The following is a 22224-nucleotide window of genomic DNA, read 5'->3' as shown; positions in this document are numbered from 1 at the left end:
GGGCTTCCTCAGACGAGGAGCCGTGCCTTGAGTTTGTTTGTGAGCGCCGGAGTGATGCCGAGTCCGTCTTCCAAGTAGGAGTGACGTGATCCCCAGGCGTGCTCCACGCTGTGCCATGCGGCTTCGAGGTACCCTTGCCGCGCTTCCAGCAAGGGTGTGATGACTGTTCGCAGGTGCCTGTCGATGGGCGCGACGCTGCCTGCGGAATCTCTGATGAGGTATTGGTTCTCCGGCAATGAACTCTGAACGTAGTCTTCGAGGATTGCGGTTTCAGGTACTCCCAGGATGGTCAAAAGGATGGCTATTGCCCATCCGGTTCTGTCCTTCCCTGCCGAGCAGTGGACGACGACAGGCAGCTCAACTCGAGCCAATGACTGAAGGAAATTGGCAAATACCGATGGGTTGCCGGCTATGTCACGGGCATAGAGCCGGTGCATTACCTCTTCAGCCTCCGCAGCAGTCAGCGTCCTGCCAAGCTCGCTCACGCGACCTTCGCGAACCGCAGACCACAGGCACGCGTCCCTGCTGTCTTGAGCCTGAAGTGGCGTTTGTACAGCCGTTAGCGCAGGCACGCAACGGTCTTCGGCGTCGGATTCCCAAGGACTTCGCAGATCCATGAAGTGCAGGCGTGCCGCCTCCAGCCTCTGACGGTCCAGGGCTGTCGAGTATCCGAAGTGTCCACTCCTGTACACCATGCCTTCAGCCACACGGGATCCTCCGTGCGCTGGCAGTCCCCCGAGGCTTCGGAAGTTCCGGACGCCCTCAAGGGAGTTAGGGCCAGCCAAGCCTGGTGTGACCTGTTTCATACATAAAAGGTAAACACTGAATGTTTCGTACTGCAATAGAACACGTTAAATGTTTGTTGCATGACTAGTTCAGAACTTAGGCATAGTGTTCAATGTTTTCAACCGCATCGGAGCGGCCGCGTACCTCTTCTTCAAAGTTTGCACAGACTGTTCACTTTTAGGATCTGATGTGCAATCATGTGAAGCAGATCACCAGCACCCCACACGAAGGACCAGAAATGAGTGCCTCCAACAAGCCCCTCTCCCTTCGGGAACGCAACCGCATGAGAACCCGCGGCGACATTCTCGACACCGCAGCTGAGCTGCTGAGTTCGGAGGGGTACGCCTCTACCGCGCTCGAGGTCCTCAGCCAGCAGGCGGGTATTTCGAGGGGCACCATTTATGCCCACTTCCCCGGCGGAAGGGACGAAATTGTCCGCGAAGTTTATCTGCGGATCGCCGACGCCGTGTACGTACGAGGGATCAGCTTGCGGGATCCCCTGACGGACCCCGGCGCAAGAATCACGGCGCTGGCCACGGCGCTGGTGGAGGCGACAAAGGAGCCCAAGGGCCGGTTCTACGGGGTGATGGGACCGGACCTGGTGTCAGCACTATCGGACGTCATGGGCTCGACTTCCCGCTCTTTCGAAGAGCTCATTGCGCGGGATCTGAAGGATGCCAAGGACAGCGGCACCTTGCCGGAGGACGCACCGACTGAGGCCTTGGCTGCAACGATAACCGGGGCGATCCGCGCTGCCGGGGCTGCTGCAGCACGTGAGCCGGCGAACGCCGGGCCAGCGGTCGCGGCTATCCGGTTGCTCATGGACGGACTTCTAGTACGAGCCACTGTCTGACCCGCCAAGGGTCCGAAAACCACTAACGGAGGAATTTGTGTCAACACAACACTACGACGTCATCGTCATTGGATTGGGCCCCTGGGGCTCATCGGCGGCGTGGCACTTGGCAGCCCGCGGCAAGTCCGTGCTCGGCCTGGATAAGTTCGCACCACCGCACATGCACGGTTCGCACGGAGGCGCCACACGGCTGGCCCGGCAATCCAGCAGTGCAGGAGCCCAGTACACCACCTTCACAAAGCGGACCTTTGAGTTGTGGGACGAGTTGGCCGCGAAAACCGGGACCCGGCTGTTGGAACGTTCGGGAACTGTGTTCGTCGGCGAACCCGGATCAATGTGGTTCGACAAAACGGTGGCCTCCCTAAGCGCGTCCGATTTTGAGTACGATGCCCTTGACGCGTCGACGGCACGGAAGCGGTTCCCTTGGGCCACCATTGGTGACGACGAAGTCGCCGTATGGGAGCCAAACGGCACCGTTGCCCTCGTCCACCCCGCCATCAAGGCCCTGCAGTCGGAGGCTCGCCGGCTCGGCGCAACCCTGCGCACGGGAGAAGCGGTTCAAGGCTGGGATGAGAGCGCTTCGGGCATCGTCGTGAGCACCGATCAGGGTAACTACTCGGCCGACAAGGTCGTCGTCACCGTGGGTGCCCGCGCCAACCATTTGACGCAACTGGATCTGCCCTACAAGGTGGACCGTCAGGTGCTGGCCAATTTCCGCCAGGACGGGCTACCGAAGCCGGCCATCTACTTCGCCAAGCCCCCAGGATCGGACGAGGCACCGGCTTACGGTTGCTCCGAGCCTAACGGTGAATGGAAGTTCTCTGTCCCCGGGAAGGGAAACTGGATCGACCCCGAGGACCTTAGTCAGGACCTCAGGCCCGGAGACCTCGAACGGATCCAGGAAGTGCTCAGCGCCAGGCTCCCGGACATCGACACCAACCCGGTATCGACCACCGTATGCATGTGGTCTGAGGTGGAGGACGGCCATTGGGTTATCGGTGGACACCCGGAGTCGTCCGATGTCGTCATAGGCACCGGAGACATGGGCCGCGGGTTCCGCTATGCAGCGGTTGTTGGTGAAATGCTGGCCGATCATGTCGACGGCATTTCCCGCCCCGAAACAAACCTGTTCCTGCCTTCACGCTTCGCCATAGCAAAGGCGTAAACAGTGACACCGGCAGACGTCCTGACCGCACCGTTACAGAGCTTGTGGGAGCTCGTGAAACAGTGCGAACAGTGCAGCCAGGACAACCTCCGACCCCAACACAGTGCACCTGCATTCGAACATCGAAGGACATCCAATCCTAATGACCATCGTCCCTGATACCGAAATCACCAGCATTGAGGCGGTGCTTTCGACGAACCCAGACTGGGCTGGCTGTCACGTCACCGCACATTCCCTCTCCGGCGGCCAGGCCCATAAGAACTACCTCGTCGAGGACGGTTCCCGTCGTTGCGTCGTCAAGCTCTGGAACAACTACTGGGAAACGGTAGGAGTTCTGCCCGCCGCCCACGTGGTTCTGGAAAACACAAGAATTGCCGCCGAGATCGGAGTGGGCGCGCCCGTCATAACAGTCTCAAACGAACCCTTGGCGCTGGCTCTCGACTTTGTTCCGGGAGGCCACCCGAGGCTAAGCGAGGACGATGACTCCGTCACCCGACTCGTCCCTGCCCTTCACCGGCTTCATCACTCCGGCCGCCGGTTCCTCAACGACATCAACCCCTTCAACCTGGCCCGACAAAGGATGGAGGCCGCCAAAAGACAGGGTATCGAGCTGCCGCCCGGAACGTCAGCCATCCAGGCCCTGATGGACCGCCTGGAGACCGTCCTGGCCCTGGATCCTTCCCAGTTTGTTCCCTGCCATCTGGACATTTGGGATGCAAACATCATCAAGGACACCTCCTCGATGACCTACAACATTATCGACTGGGACCTCGCCGGCAACTCGGACCCGTGCTACGAGATCGGATTTATTGCAGCGCAAAACGGATTCGGGAAAGAGAGGGCACAGGCACTCTTCGAAGCCTATTTCGGCAACACTGACCCAGTAAAAATGGCCCGCGCCAGGCTCTTCATGGCGGTGGCCCATTGGTCCAACAGTGGACTGTGGATCACCGCAATGGGCAACGCTGCGCCCAACGACGACGCCGACTACGCAGGGGAACTGCGTACATGCTGGGAAGGGCTGATCACCGAAATAACAGCCCCTGACTTCCCTGACTTAGTAAAGGCAGCCGCAAAACCGGCAGCTCTCGTCTAACACCCCCCGTCGCGCGTTAGCGCCTAACCAAGGCTGGCTCTACACCAGTCGATACAACTACGCCCATAAACAGGAAAAAGATTTCGGAGCAACAGATGAACGACATCACACAGCAAGAAGCACACAAGATAGTTGAAGCGGCACGAGAGGCAGCCCTGGCCTCGGAAACTCTGATGAACATTGCCGTTGTAGACGCCGGCGGAAACCTCAAGGCCTTCACCCGCATGGACGGTGCGTGGCTCGGCAGTATCGACATCGCCATCAAAAAGGCACGCACGGCCCGTTACTTCGACATGCCCACCGGAGACATCGGCTCGATCTCGCAGCCCGGCGGACCGCTGTTCAACATCGAAGTGTCCAATGGCGGCCTGATCACCTTTCCCGGAGGCATCCCACTGACCAAAGACGGGGTGACCATCGGCGCCATCGGTGTCAGCGGCAGCACCGTGGAAAACGACCACCTGGTCGCTACTGCCGGCGCCCAAGCCCTCTAACCGGTTGCCGGGGCCGGCCATCGACCGTCCGACCCCGGCAACACCCACCGACTCATGTTCCGGACTCAAATCCGCACCAACGGCCAAGGACAGCAATGACACTCGAAACAGCCACAGAACCGGCACCCGACGCACTCCTCCAGGAAGGTCTCATTAACCGCCGCGAACGCACCATCGGGCGCCACTCCCCGCTGTTCTATGCCACTCCCCTGGAAATCGTGGCCGGCGAGGGCGTGTGGGTCCACGACGCCACCGGCAAGACCTACCTGGATGTCTACAACAACGTTCCACACGTCGGACACTCCAACCCCGTCGTCCGCGAAGCAATCACAACCCAGCTGCAGACCGTCAACCTCCACACGAGGTACCTCAACTCACGCGTCGTTGAGTACGCCGAAAAGCTGCTGGCGCTCTTCGATTCCCCCTTGGAGCGGGTGTTCTTCACCAATAGCGGATCAGAAGCAAACGAGCTCGCGCTGCGAATCGCACGGCAACACACCGGCAACACCGGCATCCTTATTTCGGACCACAGCTACCACGGCAACACCACGACCCTTGCCGAATTGACCACCGGCCTCCAGGTCAAAGAACCCCTCGGCGCCCACGTACGCCCCATTCGTATTCCGGACGCAGCAGGGCTGACACCGGCTAAACGAAAGCGCCTCCTCCAGGAAGCGCTGCGCGACGTCGACGCAGCCATCTCCTCGCTCCAGGCCGAAGGCTACGGCGTCTCAGCCATCCTGTATGACCCGCTGTTCTCAACCGAGGGACTCCTGCAGACCCCCGACGGCTACATCGAGGCGGTCACCGACCGGGTCCATGCCGCCGGCGGACTGATCATCGCGGACGAGGTCCAGTCAGGCTTCGGACGGACCGGCAACCACATGTGGGGCCACCAGGCTTTCGGCACCACCCCTGATCTGGTGACACTTGGCAAGCCGATGGGCAACGGCCACCCCGTAGGTGGCGTCATCACCACGCACGCACTGATGGAGGAATTCGGGGAAAACAACACCTACTTCAACACATTTGCTGGAAACCCCGTTTCGTCAGCAGCAGGCCTTGCTGTCCTGCAGGTCATGGAAGAGAACGGGCTTGTTGAAAATGCACACCAACTCGGCAAGTTCATCGCTGACGAACTCGCAGCCCTTACTAAGGGCAACCCCAGGATCAAGAGCGTCCGCGGCAGGGGCCTCTTCTTTGGCCTTGAAATCGTCAATCCCGACGATGCGACGCCGGACCCCGCCGCCACCAAGGCACTCACAGAAGAGATGCGTTCCCGCGGCGTTCTCATCGGAAAGATCGGTCGCCACGAAAACGTCCTCAAAATGAGGCCACCGCTCGTCTTCGAACTCGAACACGCCCAACACATGATCGAGCAACTCCGTCTGGCACTGGAAACACTCGACGGCCCTACTGATCAAAACCAATGGTGACCATCCCGGATTCACGCGGAACAACAACTAACCACTCAATGAGGAGAATGCCATGAACACCACACCCGTCCTGACCGAGGGCTCCGTTGCTGCCCGGACCATCTTCAATCCCGCCACCGGTGAACCCGTCGGCGACGCGCCCGTCCACACGGTCGCGGACCTGCAGCACGCCATCGACGTGGCAGTCGCCGCCCAACCGGCGTGGGCCGAGCTCGGCCACGAGGCACGGTCCGCTGCACTGTTGAAGGCCGCCGACGCCATCGAAGCCCGCGCCGAAGACCTCGCCCAGCTGCTTTCCCGCGAGCAGGGCAAACCGCTGAACGGCCCCAACGCCCGCTTCGAAGTCGGCGCCTGCGCGGCCTGGCTTCGCGCCGCCGCCGGGACACCGCTCGAAGCCGAAACCCTGGTCGATGACGGTGAAACACGCGCCGAACTGCATTACCGGCCCATCGGCGTCGTCGGGGCCATCGGACCGTGGAACTGGCCCATGATGATCACCGTCTGGCAGGTCGCCCCCGCCCTGAGAATGGGCAACGCCGTAGTGGTCAAACCCTCCGAACACACCCCGCTCAGCGTGCTTGCCCTCGTTGAAACCATCAACGAAGCCCTGCCCGAAGGGCTCCTCACCGTAGTCTCCGGCGGACGCGATGTAGGCGAAGCCCTCGCCTCCCACCCCGCCATCGGGAAGATCATGTTCACCGGCTCCACCGCCACCGGCAAAGCGATCATCAAATCCTCCGCGGACACCGTCAAGCGGCTCACCCTGGAACTGGGAGGTAACGACGCCGGCATCGTCCTGCCCGACGCCGACCCGAAGGCCATCGCCGAAGGCCTGTTCTGGGGCGCCTTCATCAACACCGGCCAAACCTGCGCCGCCCTGAAACGCCTCTACGTCCACGACGACATCTACGACGCCGTCTGCGACGAACTCACCAACGTGGCCAAGGCCATGCCAATGGGTAACGGCCTGGACGAAAACAACGTCCTCGGACCGCTGCAGAACAAGGCACAATACGAGATCGTCGCGAACCTCGTGGAGGCCGCCAAAGCCTCCGGAGCCCGCGTCCTCCTCGGCGGAAACCCGGACACTGACCAGCCCGGCTACTTCTACCCCACCACCCTCGTGGCCGACATCGACAACAACAACCCGCTCGTCGCCGAAGAACAATTCGGCCCCGCCCTGCCCATCATCCGCTACAGCACCATCGACGAAGCAATCCAGAAAGCAAACGCCCTCGACGTCGGACTCGGCGCCTCCGTCTGGTCCTCAGACCCGGCAACAGCCCGCAACGTCGCCGCCCGCATCCACGCAGGTACCGTCTGGATCAACAAACACGGCGCCGTCGACCCCCGCATCCCCTTCGGCGGCGCAAAACAATCCGGCTACGGCCTCGAATTCGGCGTCGAAGGACTCAAACACCTCGGCGTCCCCCAGGTAATCAACGGCTAAAACACCACTGACTGGTGGGGGCACCGCCGCAGGCGGTGCCCCCACCGCGGAAGGCCAAGGCTAAGGGCCGCACGCTAGATACAGCGACCCAGTAGTGCCAATCGACATTGCGGAGGATTACTTGAACCGCCACACCCGTGCAGTTGAGGTAGAGGACTGGTCCATGCTCCGGGCCGGCGACAGGGTTGCCGTCTCAGAAGATCTCTTCTACCAAGACGGGCTCCAAGTAGAAGAAACAGCAGCAGAGATAGGCGTGATCTGGGTCCGCAGAATCTCCAGTGGTGACCGCCAGCTTCTCAGCGTCGGGACCCACAGAATCTGGCATCTCGACACTAAAGACATCTGATCCGCCCCGGTTCAACAGCAAGAACGCAAACGAAGGTGCACATTCATGGTTCATAAAGTCCAAGCAGTTGTGGTTAAGGAGAAGGACGCTCCGGTGTCGTTGGAGACCATCCTGGTGCCGGATCCAGGTCCGGGGGAGGCGCTGGTGGACATCCTGACCTGCGGTGTCTGCCACACCGACCTGCACTACAAGCAGGGCGGTATCGGAAACGACTTCCCGTACCTGCTCGGGCACGAGGCCACGGGGGTTGTCAGTGCTGTCGGCCCGGATGTGACCTCGGTGGCCCCTGGGGACCGGGTCATCCTTAACTGGCGTGCCGTCTGCGGGGAGTGCCGTGCGTGTGCCAAGGGCCAGCCGCAGTACTGCTTCAATACGCACAATGCCACGCAGAAGATGACCCTGGAGGATGGAACCGTGCTTTCGCCGGCCCTGGGCATCGGCGCCTTCGCCGAGAAGACCCTGGTCGCCGCCGGGCAGTGCACCAAGGTGGACCCGGACGTTGACGCAGCCGCCGTGGGCCTGCTGGGTTGCGGCATCATGGCCGGCATCGGCGCCGCGATCAACACCGGCGAGGTCAAGCGCGGCGAGTCCGTGGCCGTCATTGGCTGCGGCGGCGTGGGCATCGCTGCGGTCGCCGGGGCCAGGCTGGCCGGTGCCACGACGATCATCGCCGTGGACATCGACGACAACAAGATCGACATGGCCAAGTCGCTCGGCGCCACCCACGGCGTGAACTCGCGCCAGGAGGACGCCGTGGAAGCCATCCGCGCCCTCACCGGAGGCCACGGAGCGGACGTGGTGATTGACGCCGTCGGCCGCCCTGAAACCTACAAGCAGGCCTTCTACGCCCGCGACCTTGCCGGCCGCGTGGTCCTTGTCGGTGTACCGACGCCGGAGATGACGCTGGAACTGCCGCTGCTGGATGTTTTTGGCCGCGGCGGATCGCTGAAGTCCTCCTGGTACGGCGACTGCCTGCCCTCCCGCGACTTCCCGATGCTTGTCTCGCACTACAAGCAGGGCAACCTGGACCTCGACGCGTTCGTGTCCGAGCGGATCACCATCGACCAGGTGGAGGAAGCGTTCGGCAAGATGCACGAGGGCAAGGTGCTGCGCTCCGTCGTCGAGGTCCAGCCGGCCGGGGCGTCCGCATGAGCGTCACCATCGAAAACCTGGTCACATCCGGCACATTTTCGCTCGACGGCGGCACCTGGGACGTGGACAACAACGTCTGGATCGTGGGCAATGACGAGGAATGCATCATCATCGACGCGCCGCACGACGCCGCCGCGATCATCAACCAGGTCCGTAGCCGGAAGGTGAAGGCCATCCTGCTCACGCACGCGCACAACGACCACATCGGTGCCGCACGCGAGGTCGCCGATGCCCTGGGCGCACCGATCCACCTGAACAAGGAGGACCTGGTGTTGTGGGAGCAGGTCTACCTGGACGCCAAACCGGACCACTACCACTCCGATGGCGACGTGTTCCAGGTGGGCGGGGCAACCCTGAAGGCAATCCACACGCCGGGCCACTCGCCCGGGTCCACCTGCTTCTACCTGGAAAGCGAGGGGACGGTCTTCACCGGGGACACGCTGTTCAACGGCGGCCCGGGCGCCACCGGCCGGTCCTACAGCGACTACCCCACCATCCTGACCTCCATCCGCGAACGGCTCCTGACCCTCCCGGCCGACACCGTGGTCCGCACCGGCCACGGCGAGGACACCACCATCGCCGCCGAGCAGGAAACGCTGAACACATTGGCGTAGTGCCTGGGAGTCGCTGCTGCCGCTGCGGCAACGATGGCCAATTTGTCAGGAGCTGTACCCGCCGAGGTCTTCGCCGAACGACAACGCCATCGTTCCGCTGCGCTTCAACGCGTCTACCACCACGGCAGGCTCGATGGCCTGCGCCCGCGTGGCCCACTCAGCCCCTTTTAGATAGGTAGAAAGTGCTGCGCGGCTTGGAAATACGGCATCGACAACAAGCTGGAAGTCACCGGCGAGGACCGCGGCATACCGTACTGACGAAGAAGGAAGCATTTCCGCTTCCACACGGTCCAGTTCTGGAAACGGCACCTTGACCCACAGCAGAACCTCCACCGGCAAACCGAGCAGCGCAGGCTCGAAGACCGCACGGATGAACAATGTGCCCTCGCGCCGCATCCGCTCCACCCTGCGCTGGGCGGTCTGCACTGAGAGCCCAGTGATACGCGCCAGTTCCTCATAACTGGCGCGGCCATCGCGTTCCAGTGCCCGGAGAATCTGCCGGTCCTCTTTGCCCAATTGCTCCACGTGCTCCAGGGCGGTGGGAGCCTCCGAGTACCGGGTTCCGCCCATCGCCTCAATCTCCGCCGGCGTCAGGACGCCGGGATTCCACTGATGCATGGTCCTGGGATAGCTGAGGACCGGATACGTGGCGGCCGACCTCACCCCCGGGATGCTCCCTATGTCCCGGATGAGCAGCTCTGCAAACTTGGAAGCAGGGCTGGAAAACTCCGCCGCACAATCCGCCGAACCGGTGAGGATGTAGGTGTACAAGGTCTCCGGCCGTCGCGCGAGGGCCGCAGCGGCTATTCCTGCTGAGCCCGGATTGCAGGCAACCTTCAACACAAACTGTTCCAGATGCCTGAAGCGGCTCGGATTCGGCAACGCGCGTATCCGCACCCGCCCGTCCCGGAGGAGCTCGGAGCCCCTCCGCGCCACCGTCCGTTCGGCCTCCCCCAATGATGCGGCCACTTTCGCCCACGAGGCGCGCCCGTCTACCTGGAGGGCGCCGACAATCCGCTGGTCCAGCTCATCCAGCACATCCATTTCCCGCTCCCTTTTACGACTTCTTTGTCACCTCCAACTCTAGACTTTCCGCCAGACTTTTGGCTGATTCTTCCACTTATCCAGAAATCGTTGTCGGAAACACGTGACCCAGCACACGATTGTTGACGAAGTCGATACCTAGTGAAGGAAAAGCAATGACAGGCACAGTCGCAATGACGCGTCAGGGAGCAGTTCGCGGGGTCACGAACGATGGCACCATCAGCTGGCGCGGGATACGGTACGCCGCTCCCCCGACCGGAGCCCTGCGGTGGCAGGCTCCCCAGCCGGCAGAGCCGTGGGAGGGCATTCTGGACGTGACCACGTTTCCAACGCGTGCCCCGCAGGTGCTCGCGGCCGAGCTCGTGCCGCCTGGCGGGGCAACGCCGTCGGACGATGACTCGCCCATGGGTGAGGACTGCCTCTTCCTCAACATCACCGCACCGACGCAGTCGGCAAACTCGCCCTGTCCGGTTCTGGTCTGGTTCCACGGCGGCGGATACACCTGGGGATCAGGAGCCAACTTTATCGGCGACGGGACAGCCCTCGCCCTCGAAGGCACCATCGTGGTCACCGTCAACTACAGGCTGGGAGCCCTCGGCTTCCTCAAGCTGGACCACCTCCTCGGCGAGCAGTACGCCTCGTCGGCGAACGCAGGCCTACTGGACCAGATCGCTGCACTGAAATGGGTCCGGGACAACGTGGCCGCATTCGGGGGAGACCCTTCACGCATCACCATCGCCGGTGTTTCCGCCGGGGCCAAGAGCGTGGTCAATCTGATGGCCTCGCCAATGGCCGAGGGCCTGTTCCACCGCGGAATCATTCAAAGTGGCGGCGAGCACCTCAACACCCCCGACACCGCAGAGCAGGTCACCGCTGCACTGCTTCGCACCCTCGGCCTTAGCCCTGCGGATGCCACGGAGCTCCTAACGATGCCCGTTGAGACAATCCTCGCCGCACAGCAGGAGATTGCCGCCGGCGTCAGGGCAACCTGGGTCTGGCGCCCAACCGTAGACGGACTCATTCTTCCCGAGGCCCCGGTCCACGCCTTCGCCAAGGGCCGCGCCAGGGGGATCAACATCATGGCCGGCGTGACAGCCAACGAGGCCGGAAGCTACGACCTCGCCGACCCGTGTGCATCGCAACAGTCACCACGCGTCCTACAGGAGATCTTCGGGGACGAAGCAGAACAAGTGCTGGACATTTACCGGAGCGCCTTCCCAGAGGCGGACGAGCGCCGCCTACACTGCGCCGTGCTGGCCGACGAACGGTACGGCATCCCCACCATTCGGCTGCTCGACAGCCAGTCCGAACACGCGTCCTGCTGGCGTTACCGCTTCGATGCTCCAAGCCCCGGCGCCCCCAAGGAGAAGTGGGGGTTCCATGGCGCCGACGTTCCCTTCGTCTGGGACATCGGACTCGAAGCGGCAGAACCGGCGTTACAGACTCTGGCATCAGGAATCCGGCAGGCGTGGACAACCTTCATCCACCACGGAAAACCCGAAAGCCACGACCTGCCCTTCTGGCCGGAATACCGGCGAACAGAACGGTGGACAATGTTGCTGGACACCACCCCAACAGTGGTCCCGGACCCCCGGCAGCAACAACGGCAGGTATGGGAATCGGCAGAGTGGCAGCCCGACACCTGGTGGACATTCCCCGCCCTGCATCCAGCACACAACACAACCCACTGACGAGCGAAAGAGTCCGTACAATGACGTACACCCACAACACAGCTTCAGAAGGCACCGGGGACCTGCCAACCACCCTCTACAAGAAACTCGCCTGGCGAATCCTGCCCCTGGCCTCCATCTGTTACGCCGTGGCCATCATCGACCGGGTCAATATCGGCTTCGCAAAGCTCGAAATGAGTGCCGACATCGGTCTCTCGGCAGCTGCCTACGGGCTCGGCGCCGGGATCTTCTTCCTCGCCTATATCTTCTTTGAAGTGCCCAGCAACATGATCCTCGAACGCGTCGGCGCAAAAATGTGGATCGCCCGCATCATGGTCACCTGGGGCGTTGTCACCATCGCTACCGGCTTCGTCCAAAACACTGAACAGTTCTACATTGCCCGGATCTTCCTCGGTATCGCAGAGGCCGGCTTCTACCCAGGCATGGTCTACTTCCTATCCCAGTGGTTCCCACGCAAACGCCTCGCCCAGGCCCTGGCACTGCTGGTTATCGCAGGACCCATCGGCAGCATGTTCGTCGGCCCCCTCTCCGGCTGGGTCATGTCCAGCCTGGGGGGACTCGCAGGTATCGCAGGCTGGCAATGGCTCTTCGTGATCCAGGGCATTCCGGCAGCCCTCCTTGGCATTATCTTCTTCTTTGCCGTCGCCAGCACACCGAAGGACGCCGCGTGGCTCACCAATGAGGAAAAGACCGCCATTGCGGCAAGCCTCGGCCCGGCCGGCGCGCGTGAGAAAGCAACAACGCAGTTCAAGAAGGCCATCACCAACAGGCGGGTCTGGCTCCTCGGCGTCATCCTGGCAGCCAACTACATAGGCATCTACGCCGTCGTCTTCTGGATACCAACCATCATCAAGAACACCGGCGTAACGGATGTAATGACGATCGGCTATCTGTCCTCCGTCCCGTTCGCAGTCGCTGTCGTGGCGACCATCGCCCTTGGCATCTACTGCGACCGCAGCCAGGCCCACCGGCGGGTACTGGTCACGGGCATGGTACTGGCCGCACTGGGACTGGTCGCCAGTGTGGCCACCGGCGATCAACTGGTCCCCACCCTCATCGGAATATCCCTCGCAAGTGCACTCTTTACCGCCACCGGCCCCATTATTTGGGCGGTCACCAACCTCCAACTCAAGGGCATGACGGCGGCCGCCGCAGGCATCGCGTTGATCAACACCGTGGGCTCCATAGGGTCCTTCCTTGGCCCTTACGTCATGGGGCTCGGTCAGGACTGGACCGGCAATGTCATCGTCCCCCTCTTGTTCATCGCAGGCGTCGCGGTAGCCGGGGCACTCGCTGCCCTTGCCATCCCCCGCACCCCAACGAATCAGGAAAACATCGAAGAAGGGCATGACAGCGGCCTGAAAACGGCACCCCCAGGGAAAGCAGGAGCGGCGTCGTGAGCACCCTCTCCGAAACAGTCCGAACCGTGATGGCGGCCTACAACAACGGAGACGCGGAACCCCTGATCGCCACTTTCCACGACGACGTTCAATACAACATCGTCGATCTCGACAAGACATACCAAGGTCTGGAGGAAGTTAGCGCCTTGGCCCGCGAAGGGGCCGGACAAACCCGGTTTCACCTGCACGATGTCGCTTCAAGTGGGCCACTCATCGCCTTCACCTACGACCACCACAACCCTCTAGCCGGCATGAGCTACCAAGGGCCAGGACTGGCCGTCCAAAAGTACGATGCCCAAGGGCGGCTGCTCGCACAGTGGGCCTATAGAGCCTAAAGACCGAACAAGGGACGACGGCGGGATTCCCGCCGTCGTCCCTTGTTTTCCTGACCGCTGTAGTACAAGGACAATATGAGCCGATCCACAGCCCAGGGTGTGGACAATGCGACACTCTTCCTTTTGGGCAGTGACGCCCTGTTGAGGCTGACGGATTCTTCAATATCGGCTCCTGACTGAAAGCCAAGTAAGCCGCGCCTTTACGAGGCACTTCTCCGTCACCTGAGTGAGTCGAATGGTGCAGTCATGGCGTAGTCCAGTTGTACGTGAGAAATTGACGGGGGCTCCATGGATCAAATGACTGCAGAACCCGGTGTTCGCGCTTCGGCAGCAGGTTGCTACTCTGAGCCTGGAGCCCCTTATGGCTAAGGAGAGGCGTTCTTTGTGGATTTGAACCTTATCCGGGTGTTTGCGGCGGTTATCGAAGAAGGCTCAGTGACGGGAGCCGCCGAGCGGCTGAAGATTTCCCAACCATCCGTTACTCAGGGGCTAAACAGGCTTAGCCGGTTCACGGGCGCGCCACTGTTCCGGCGGGAAGGGCGCGGAATCGCTCCTACCCGCTCGGCACTGCAGCTATACGAGGAGATTGGCACGCTACCGAAGCTTGCCGATGCGGCAGTTAACAGACTCACGAGCTTTGACCCCACTACGGCACAGACCACGTTTCGAATCGCTCTGACTGACCTGGGGCAAGCGGTCTTCCTTCCGGCACTGGTATCCGGTCTTGCTGCAGCAGCCCCACACTGCAGCCTCGATGTAGCCAACCTCAATACAGAAACGGCAGGTCAGGACCTTGCCTCGGGCCAACTGGACCTTGCCGTTTCGTCAAACCTGCTTGCAGAGTCGCTGTTCACCTCGGTGATCCGTTGGGATCGATACGTCTGTGTTTCCCGCCCCAACCGATTCACCGGTGAGAAGCCAACGTTCGAGGAACTGACTGTACTTCCGCGAATCGTTGTGCGCGGGACAACAGGGCATGCCCTTATGCAGTCACTATTGCCGCCGCCGGTACCAGGTTCTGTGTATCTTTCAGGCTTTTCAGCGATTCCTGGCATCCTTTCCGCCTCGGACTTGGTCGCTTTCGTTCCGGAGGTTGTCACGCCTGACTGGATCAGTCGATGGGGCCTTGAGGTCAGGGCTTTGCCCAGCGACGAGTTCGCTGCCCCAGTCCGTGCGCATGCAGCGCTGGACAGGTCTTCATCGGCGACATCCTGGTTTGTCGACTGGGCGATCAAAAGAATGCAGGCCTCCTGACAGGAACTTAGGTCCGGAGACCGCGTCGCAAACCCATAGGTACCACCTATGAATACATGCCTGAATCTTTATTAGACCTGGGTGATTGATGTCACTTAGCCTTTCTAGTGAGGCCCGGGACCGAAACTCGGACTAGGCGAAGAGGCGGCATGTTATGCGTTGGCCTCCTGCAGATCCCGAGTCCCAATTACTGCTGGGGCTTCGCAACACATTGAAAGAGGACGCCGGTGACCCGCAAGAAGACTGTTTTGGAATCCAGCCTGGACGTTTTCCGTGCCCATGGCATGACAACCGTCTTCGGGAACCCCGGGTCAAATGAGCTCCCCTTTCTGGCGGGCCTCAACGAAGACTTCGATTTTGTCCTTGGCCTGCACGAGCAGGTGGTTGTCGGCATGGCGGAGGGCTATGCCCGGGCTACCGGCCGTCCAGCCTTGGTCAATCTTCACGCGGCTTCGGGGTCCGGCAATGCCATGGGCGCCCTGACGAACGCTCGATACGGGCACACGCCGATGGTCATCCTCGCGGGTCAGCAGGTGCGGCGAACTGTGGGCCAGGAGACGATGCTTGCCAGCGCGGATGCCGCCATGCTGCCGGCACCGCTTGTGAAGTACTCGCACGAGCCCCTCTCCCCTGCTGACGTACCGCGGACGTTGGCTCAGGCCATTTTTGAGACGTCCACCCAGCCCTGCGGGCCGGTGTACGTCTCAGTCCCGCTCGACGACTGGGCCGAGACAGCCCTTGAAGACGATGTCCTGCTGAACACCCGTTCCGTCTCGTCGGCAGGGGGCCTCACACCAGGACTAACCCAGGAACTCCTCTCCCTCGTGGATGGGGCAAAGAATCTCGCCCTCGTCGTTGGTCCCCAAGTAGACGCAGCTGCGGTCCTTGACGCCGGTGTTTTCGACGACGTTATCTCCCTCGCGGAGAAGACCGACGCTTCCGTTTACGTCGCCCCTTCCCCCTCGCGCTGTCCTTTCCCCACTACGCACCCCAACTTTGCCGGTGTCCTGGTTCCGGGCATCTGTTCCGTGCGGGAGCGCCTGGCGGATCACGATGTGGTTCTTGTTCTGGGCGCGGCGGTCTTCCGGTACCACCGTTGGGAGCCGGGACACTACCTCACTGCCGGAACACAGGTGGTCCAACTCACCCAGGACCCCCGTGAAGCAACGCGTGCGCCGTACGGCCGCGCGATCGTCGCTGACGTAGCCGAGGCGGCCAGGACTCTCTCCGAGAGCGTCAAGGACCGCGGCCGGCGGCGGGGACCGCGCGGTACCCGCGTCCTTCCACCTGCCAAAACCTCGCCGGATGGTATGACCGGCACTGAGGTCCTCGAAGTACTAAACGCCAACGCCCGCACCGACGTTGCGTACGTCAATGAGACGACAACTCTCGACCTCGAATACCTTGAGCGCATCGCCATCGACCGCCCGGGCATGTACCACTTTCCCGCCTCAGGCGGTCTCGGCTTCGGCCTCCCCGCAGCAGTAGGCATGGCATTGGGTGATCCCTCAAAGACCGTCGTGGCCACGGTGGGCGATGGTTCGGCCAACTACGGAATCACCGCCCTGTACACCGCCGCTCAACGCCAGACCCGCACGGTCTTCGTCATCGTCAACAACTCCAGCTACGGGGCCTTGGCCGCCTTCGCACAACGCATGGGCGTACCCGATGTGCCGGGCCTTCAACTTGGCAGGATCGACTTTGTCGCCATCGCCGAAGGCTACGGCGTTCCAGCAATCAGAAGTGAAACCCGGGAAGAGTTCGTACTGGCGTACAAGGAAGCCCTGGAAGGAACGGGCCCGTTCCTCATCGATACGCGAATCACTGCTGACTGAGTATCTAAACCGCCACACCCTACCGCGCCCGTGCCCACTTCCCTGGGCTCGGCTGCGACGGACCCCCGCGGGGCCCTCTCCACCCTTTCACCGCCTGCTGCAGTCCATTCGGGCTGCCATCGGGCATCTATACCTCCCAACCCCAGGTAAGGAATCGCAATGACGCACTCCACCCCCGGCTCCCTCATGGCAGGAGCACCGCTGACCAAATTCCACATGATCCTGCTTCTGTGCTGTTCGTTCATCATGTTCTTCGATGGCTACGACCTGATCGTCTACGGCTCCGTACTCCCGACCCTGATGAAGGAGTGGAACCTCGGGCCGGACCAGGCAGGATGGCTTGGAAGCGCCGCCCTGATGGGCATGATGTGTGGGGCCCTCGTTCTGGGTTCCCTTGCCGACCGGGTCGGACGACGCCCGATCATCGTCCACGGAACCCTCCTGTTCTCCCTCGCAGCGATCGCTACAGGCTTTGCCCCTAACCCGGACGTCTTCTGGGCCTTGCGTTTCATCACTGGCATCTTCCTGGGAGGCGTCATCCCCAACGTCGTTTCCCTTATGAATGAACTTTCCCCTGCCGCTAAACGGCACACCCTGACCACGATCATGTTGAGCATCTACTCGGTCGGATCGATCATCGCCACCCTTGTTGCAATGTGGATCCTCCCTCTGCTCGGCTGGAGGGCAGTGTTCTTTGTCAGCGGCATCTCCCTGCTAATCCTTCCCCTGATCTACCGTCACATGCCCGAATCCATGGCGTTCCTCATGAACCGCGGCCGTGCCGCTGAGGCCCGCAAGCTGCTGAACCGGTCAGCCCCGTCCGTTGATGCGTCCTCGGCTGACTGGTCACTGCCTGCAGCCAAAGAGCGGGAATCCGTATCTCCAGCGGCACTTTTCCGGGCCGGACGCGCACTCGGTACGCCCATGATCTGGGTCGCCTTCGGCATGTGCATGCTCATGGTTTACGGCCTGAACACCTGGCTTCCGAAAATCATGATCGCCAGCGGCTTCGACCTCGGCTCGAGCCTGCAGTTCCTGGTCGTTCTCAACATCGGGGCCACCGCCGGCGCCCTCGCCGGGGGCTGGCTCGGTGACCGGTTCGGCAACAAGAAAGTGCTGGTGGCATTCTTCGCCCTCGCAGCCATCTCCCTTCTCCTCCTCGGCATGCACCCCTCCCCCGTCCTGCTCAACGCCTTGCTCTTCTTGGCTGGAGCCACCACGGTCGGCACCCTGGCAGTTGTGCATGCCTTTGGCGCCGATTTCTACCCGGCCGCCATCCGGTCCACGGGTGTCAGCTGGTGCTCGGCCGTGGGACGTTTGGGAGCAATCGCAGGGCCGGTACTTGGAGGAAGCCTGCTGGCGATGAATCTTCCACCGGAGCAGAACTTCTTCATCTTTGCCGCCCCTGGGATCGTCGCCATCATTGCCGTCCTCCTTGTCTTCACAACGCGGACCTCCCACAAAAAAGATGCGTCGCAGCCGGGTCCGGTAGCAGCCGCGACCCACGCAGGCACCAACTAGAGACAAAACCAAACAATCCAATCAGGAGTGAAAGATGACTGTAGAAATCGAGCGCGAAACCCCCAATCAAACTTCATGGATCACCGGGAACCAGTTCATCGGTGGTCAGTGGCGCGCTGGCAACTCCCCGTCGGTGTTGAAGGTGTCCAACCCATTCAGCGGCGAACAACTGCTCGAGCTTCGGCAAGCAGACACCAGCGACCTGGACGACGCCTTCAGCAGCGCGGAAGCAGCAGGCAAAGCGTGGGCAGCCACCAGCCCCGCCGCCCGTCAAAAGGTCATGCTGAAAGCGGCACAGATAATGGAAACCCGCCGCGAGGAAATCATCTCCTGGCTCATAGCCGAATCCGGCAGCACTGTCCTCAAGGCAAATATCGAGCTCGGTGCGGCCATCGGCATCACCATCGAATCAGCTTCCTTCCCGCACCGGGTCCAGGGGCGCATCCTTGAGTCAAACACCGCCGGCAAAGAAAACCGGGTTTACCGCCGGCCGCTGGGAGTCGTCGGCGTCATCAGCCCCTGGAACTTTCCACTGCACCTCACGCAGCGGTCCATCGCCCCCGCCTTGGCCTTGGGCAACGCCGTCGTCATCAAGCCAGCCAGCGACACCCCGGTCACCGGCGGGCTCGTACTGGCGAAAGTCTTCGAAGAAGCAGGCCTGCCGGCAGGGGTCCTTAACGTCGTCATCGGGGCAGGATCAGAAATCGGTGATGCATTCGTAGAACATCCGGTTCCGTCCTTCATCTCGTTCACGGGTTCCACCCCGGTGGGACAGAACGTGGCACGCCTGGCATCCAGCAGCGAACATCTCAAGCACGTGGCGCTGGAACTTGGTGGCAACAGCCCCTTCGTGGTGCTTGCAGACGCAGACATTGACCAGGCGGTCAGGGCCGCGGCGATGGGCAAGTTCCTGCACCAGGGACAGATCTGCATGGCGATCAACAGGATCATTGTCGATGATGCAGTCCATGATGAATTCGTGGAGAAGTTCGCTGCCCGTGTGCGTAACCTGCCCGTGGGCAACCCGGCTGATCCAGCCACCATCATCGGGCCAGTAATCAACAGCAAACAGCTTCAGGGGCTGCAGGAAAAGATCCGGCTCGCCCAAGAGCAGGGTGCCCGCACGGTACTCGACGGGCAGGTGAACGGAAACGTCCTGCCCCCGCACATCTTCGCGGACGTTAATCCCGACATGGAGATAGCCCGTGAGGAAATCTTCGGACCGCTGGTAGGCATCCTCCGGGCCCGGGACGAACACCATGCGCTCCAACTGGCCAACGACAGCAGCTTCGGGCTTTCGAGCGCGGTCTTCACCGGAAGTCCCGAACGTGGAGTTGCCTTCGCAAAGGGCATCAAAGCCGGCATGACACACATCAACGACATCCCCGTCAACGACGAACCACACGTTGCCTTCGGCGGAGAGAAGAGCTCCGGGCTCGGCCGCTTCAACGGCGAGTGGGCGATCCAGGAATTCACCACAGACCACTGGGTCAGTGTCCAGAGCAGCCCCCGCCAGTACCCGTTCTAACACCGACAGGACCATACCAATGACCATTGGAATTCTCGGCGCAGGGGCAATGGGCCAGTTGTTTGGTGCCCGGTTGCAGCTTGCCGGCAACGATGTTGTGTTCATCGATGCTTCAGCGACGACCATCGAAGCCTTGAACCGTCACGGGATTAGCCTGACCACCGACGGACAGGCCGAACATGCACCAGCCAGGGCAGGCACGGCGCAGGACTTTGCCGAACCCCTTGAGCTGGTGGTGGTGTTCACCAAAGGGTTCCACAGCGCTGCGGCCATCGAATCCATCCGGCATCTCATCGATGAGCGGAGCATGGGGCTGACCCTGCAGAACGGGCTTGGCAACGCAGAAATCCTGGCGAAGGAATTTGGTGCGGAGAGAACGTGGATCGGGATCACGGACTTTCCGGCTGATCTGGAACGGCCGGGCTTTCTCAGCACAAGCTCCGGCGGGAAGGTCCGTCTCGGGCCGCTCACCGGCGGCCTGGAACGGGAAACGGATGATCTGGCGGCCAGGCTCAACACGGCGCGCCTGAATGCCACGTCCGATCCGGCCATCCATCAGGCCATCTGGGAGAAAATCGCCTTCAATGCCGCTTTGAACACGCTCAGTGCCGTGACCGGCCAAACTGTAGGGGAAATCGGTTCAAGTCCGGAAGCCCGTCGCATTGTTGATCGGGTCTTGGATGAAACCACCGCGGTCGCCCGGACCAAGGGAGTCACACTGCAGCGGGACCGCGTAGAGTCAGCTCTTGAGAATGCTTTCACCCGTCATAAGGACCATAAGACGTCCATGCTGCAGGACCGGGAAGCCGGACGACGCACCGAAATCGACTACATCGGCGGCGCTGTAGTGCGCCTCGGACAGGAGGCGGGCGTCCCCACACCCGTGCTTTGGACGCTATCGAAACTAGTCCTGTCAGCTGTATCGTAAATCGGATTCCCCGGAAATCGGGCGTCTGAGGGCGTTACCAAATAATAGAACGGTCTTCCTGCCCGCTGGACAGGAAGACCGTTCTGTTTTGCCTGTGTGGTGCGACCGGATGGGATGGATTCCGAGTCAGCAGACCGTGTAGCTAGTGGGCGTCCAGGTCCGAGGAAAGGAGCGCAGCCAGTTCGTCCGCAACCCTGCCTGCATCCTCGCCTGCTACGTCGATGACGACTTCGTCCCCGTGGGCTATGCCCAGGGTGATGATGGAGAGGAGGCTGTGGCCGTCCACGGTCTGGCCGTTGGTACTCAGGGATACGTCATGAGCGGAGTCTGCTGCTGCCCTGGCGAAAACCGCAGCCGGGCGCGCGTGCAGGCCTGCGGTGGACGCTATCGTTGCTGTTCGTTGTGTCATGGAGGTGCCTTTCGTGATGGCGAGGGTGTGCCGCGCCATTTTTATCCGTTTGATGCCCTGGCGATGTGCAAGGCGAGGAAAGCCACTTCCTCGTTGGGCAAGTCTGTGTGGTACTTCTGAGCGACAAAGGTCCGCACCCGTTCGGCTGCGGAGACTGCCTTCGGATAACGCTCGCTGAGACTGTTGAACAGGAAATCGTCATCGCTGGTAAGCAGTCGGGAGGCGAAGAACCGCTCAGCCATGTACTGAAGGTGGGTTATAAAGCGGGACGTATGGAGGTCCTGACGGTCCAGGCTCACCCCTGATACGTTCGACACGATGGTCGAAACCGCCCTGATGAGCTCGACGACCCGCATCGAATCAAGTCCGGCTTTGCCCCGTTCGGCGTTGGCTATGTGAAACGCGATGTTGGCCGCTTCGTCGTCAGGAAGGTTGAAACCGCCCTGTTGATTCATCCTCTCAACCGCGCGGGATCCCACGGCGTATTGCGTCGGATAAACGTTCCGGACCTCCCAGGCGAGCCGGTTGACAACGAAAAGTCCGCGTCTTTGGCGCTCCACGGCGAAGTGGAGGTGGTCTGTGAGCGACAGGTAGATGTGTTCGTCCAGTTCGAGGCCTTCGGCCTTCGCGTCGGCAACAATAGCCCGGGTGAACTCGGCGAACTCGCCAGGGACCTGTCCAAGCAATTCAACGAAGTTTCGATGGTTGGCATCGTCAAGGGACACAAAGACCCGGTCGACACCCGTCCCGTCCACCCAGGTGCCTGCCTTTTGGCCGTAACCAATTCCCTTGCCGAGCAGAACATGCTCAACTCCCTGTTCGTCTTCGACGAGCAGGACGCTGGAGTTGAGCACCTTTGTGATGATCTGCATGTGTTTGTCTCCGTT

The 22224-nt window shown here is 61.6% G+C and carries 21 protein-coding genes; 17 read left to right on the top strand and 4 right to left on the bottom strand.

The window, feature by feature from the left end:
* Positions 1-8 precede the first annotated feature (8 nt).
* Positions 9-806, bottom strand: coding sequence for a tyrosine-protein phosphatase (locus FB478_RS01270; protein WP_081620239.1), 798 nt, complete (start codon positions 804-806; stop codon positions 9-11).
* 218 nt (positions 807-1024) lie between these two features.
* On the opposite strand from FB478_RS01270, the gene FB478_RS01265 reads away from it, so the two are divergent.
* From FB478_RS01265 to FB478_RS01225, 9 genes are all read left to right on the top strand, one after another.
* Complete coding sequence (locus FB478_RS01265; RefSeq protein ID WP_056390044.1) at positions 1025-1639, top strand: TetR/AcrR family transcriptional regulator; 615 nt, start codon at positions 1025-1027, stop codon at positions 1637-1639.
* Positions 1640-1676: 37 nt separating this feature from the next.
* A complete protein-coding gene (solA, locus tag FB478_RS01260; protein ID WP_082581700.1) occupies positions 1677-2804 on the top strand; it encodes an N-methyl-L-tryptophan oxidase in 1128 nt (375 codons plus the stop codon).
* 142 nt (positions 2805-2946) lie between these two features.
* Positions 2947-3900, top strand: coding sequence for a phosphotransferase (locus FB478_RS01255; protein WP_056390041.1), 954 nt, complete (start codon positions 2947-2949; stop codon positions 3898-3900).
* 95 nt (positions 3901-3995) lie between these two features.
* A complete protein-coding gene (locus FB478_RS01250) occupies positions 3996-4394 on the top strand; it encodes a heme-binding protein (RefSeq protein ID WP_018771074.1) in 399 nt (132 codons plus the stop codon).
* A 95-nt stretch (positions 4395-4489) separates the two neighbouring features.
* The gene (locus FB478_RS01245; protein ID WP_134165428.1) at positions 4490-5830 is read left to right on the top strand and encodes an aspartate aminotransferase family protein; all 1341 of its coding nucleotides are present in this window, start codon (positions 4490-4492) and stop codon (positions 5828-5830) included.
* 52 nt (positions 5831-5882) lie between these two features.
* Positions 5883-7280, top strand: a complete 1398-nt coding sequence (locus tag FB478_RS01240; protein WP_144599667.1) for an aldehyde dehydrogenase family protein — start codon at positions 5883-5885, stop codon at positions 7278-7280.
* Between the two features lie 94 nt (positions 7281-7374).
* Positions 7375-7626 carry a hypothetical protein gene (locus FB478_RS01235; protein WP_134164198.1) on the top strand — a complete coding sequence of 84 codons (252 nt, stop codon included), beginning with the start codon at positions 7375-7377 and terminating at the stop codon, positions 7624-7626.
* A 45-nt stretch (positions 7627-7671) separates the two neighbouring features.
* Positions 7672-8778, top strand: coding sequence for an S-(hydroxymethyl)mycothiol dehydrogenase (locus FB478_RS01230; protein WP_134164199.1), 1107 nt, complete (start codon positions 7672-7674; stop codon positions 8776-8778).
* Entirely contained in the window at positions 8775-9392 is a 618-nt protein-coding gene (locus tag FB478_RS01225; protein ID WP_134164200.1) for an MBL fold metallo-hydrolase, read from the top strand. Before FB478_RS01230 ends, FB478_RS01225 begins: the two co-directional genes overlap by 4 nt.
* A 45-nt stretch (positions 9393-9437) precedes the next feature.
* Here FB478_RS01225 and FB478_RS01220 read toward each other — a convergent pair whose 3' ends face one another.
* On the bottom strand, positions 9438-10436 hold the full coding sequence (locus FB478_RS01220) for an Lrp/AsnC family transcriptional regulator (RefSeq protein WP_018771318.1): 999 nt from the start codon (positions 10434-10436) through the stop codon (positions 9438-9440).
* 155 nt (positions 10437-10591) lie between these two features.
* On the opposite strand from FB478_RS01220, the gene FB478_RS01215 reads away from it, so the two are divergent.
* From FB478_RS01215 to FB478_RS01180, 8 genes are all read left to right on the top strand, one after another.
* Complete coding sequence (locus FB478_RS01215) at positions 10592-12127, top strand: carboxylesterase/lipase family protein (RefSeq protein WP_144599666.1); 1536 nt, start codon at positions 10592-10594, stop codon at positions 12125-12127.
* Between the two features lie 20 nt (positions 12128-12147).
* Entirely contained in the window at positions 12148-13527 is a 1380-nt protein-coding gene (locus FB478_RS01210; RefSeq protein WP_056391283.1) for an MFS transporter, read from the top strand.
* Complete coding sequence (locus tag FB478_RS01205; protein WP_056391280.1) at positions 13524-13862, top strand: nuclear transport factor 2 family protein; 339 nt, start codon at positions 13524-13526, stop codon at positions 13860-13862. The genes FB478_RS01210 and FB478_RS01205 overlap by 4 nt, the downstream gene beginning before the upstream one ends.
* Before the next feature lie 384 nt (positions 13863-14246).
* A complete protein-coding gene (locus tag FB478_RS01200) occupies positions 14247-15116 on the top strand; it encodes a LysR family transcriptional regulator (RefSeq protein ID WP_133832282.1) in 870 nt (289 codons plus the stop codon).
* A 227-nt stretch (positions 15117-15343) separates the two neighbouring features.
* Positions 15344-16951 (top strand): benzoylformate decarboxylase, encoded by a 1608-nt coding sequence (gene mdlC, locus FB478_RS01195; protein ID WP_082581739.1) that lies wholly within the window; start codon positions 15344-15346, stop codon positions 16949-16951.
* A gap of 159 nt (positions 16952-17110) precedes the next feature.
* Positions 17111-18472: an aromatic acid/H+ symport family MFS transporter gene (locus FB478_RS01190; RefSeq protein WP_056391274.1), complete on the top strand. Its 1362-nt coding sequence runs from the start codon at positions 17111-17113 to the stop codon at positions 18470-18472.
* 34 nt (positions 18473-18506) lie between these two features.
* A complete protein-coding gene (locus tag FB478_RS01185; RefSeq protein ID WP_082581738.1) occupies positions 18507-20000 on the top strand; it encodes an aldehyde dehydrogenase family protein in 1494 nt (497 codons plus the stop codon).
* Positions 20001-20019: 19 nt separating this feature from the next.
* Entirely contained in the window at positions 20020-20928 is a 909-nt protein-coding gene (locus FB478_RS01180) for a ketopantoate reductase family protein (protein ID WP_056391271.1), read from the top strand.
* Positions 20929-21070: 142 nt separating this feature from the next.
* Here FB478_RS01180 and FB478_RS01175 read toward each other — a convergent pair whose 3' ends face one another.
* Both FB478_RS01175 and FB478_RS01170 read right to left on the bottom strand, forming a co-directional pair.
* On the bottom strand, positions 21071-21337 hold the full coding sequence (locus FB478_RS01175) for an HPr family phosphocarrier protein (RefSeq protein ID WP_056391300.1): 267 nt from the start codon (positions 21335-21337) through the stop codon (positions 21071-21073).
* Between the two features lie 41 nt (positions 21338-21378).
* Positions 21379-22209, bottom strand: a complete 831-nt coding sequence (locus tag FB478_RS01170; RefSeq protein ID WP_133832281.1) for a PRD domain-containing protein — start codon at positions 22207-22209, stop codon at positions 21379-21381.
* Positions 22210-22224: the final 15 nt, after the last annotated feature.

The sequence above is a fragment of the Arthrobacter sp. AG367 genome (genome assembly GCF_007828995.1).
Classification (GTDB): domain Bacteria; phylum Actinomycetota; class Actinomycetes; order Actinomycetales; family Micrococcaceae; genus Arthrobacter.
Note: the sequence above shows the minus strand (reverse complement) of the source record. Positions and strands in the feature narration are given on the sequence as shown.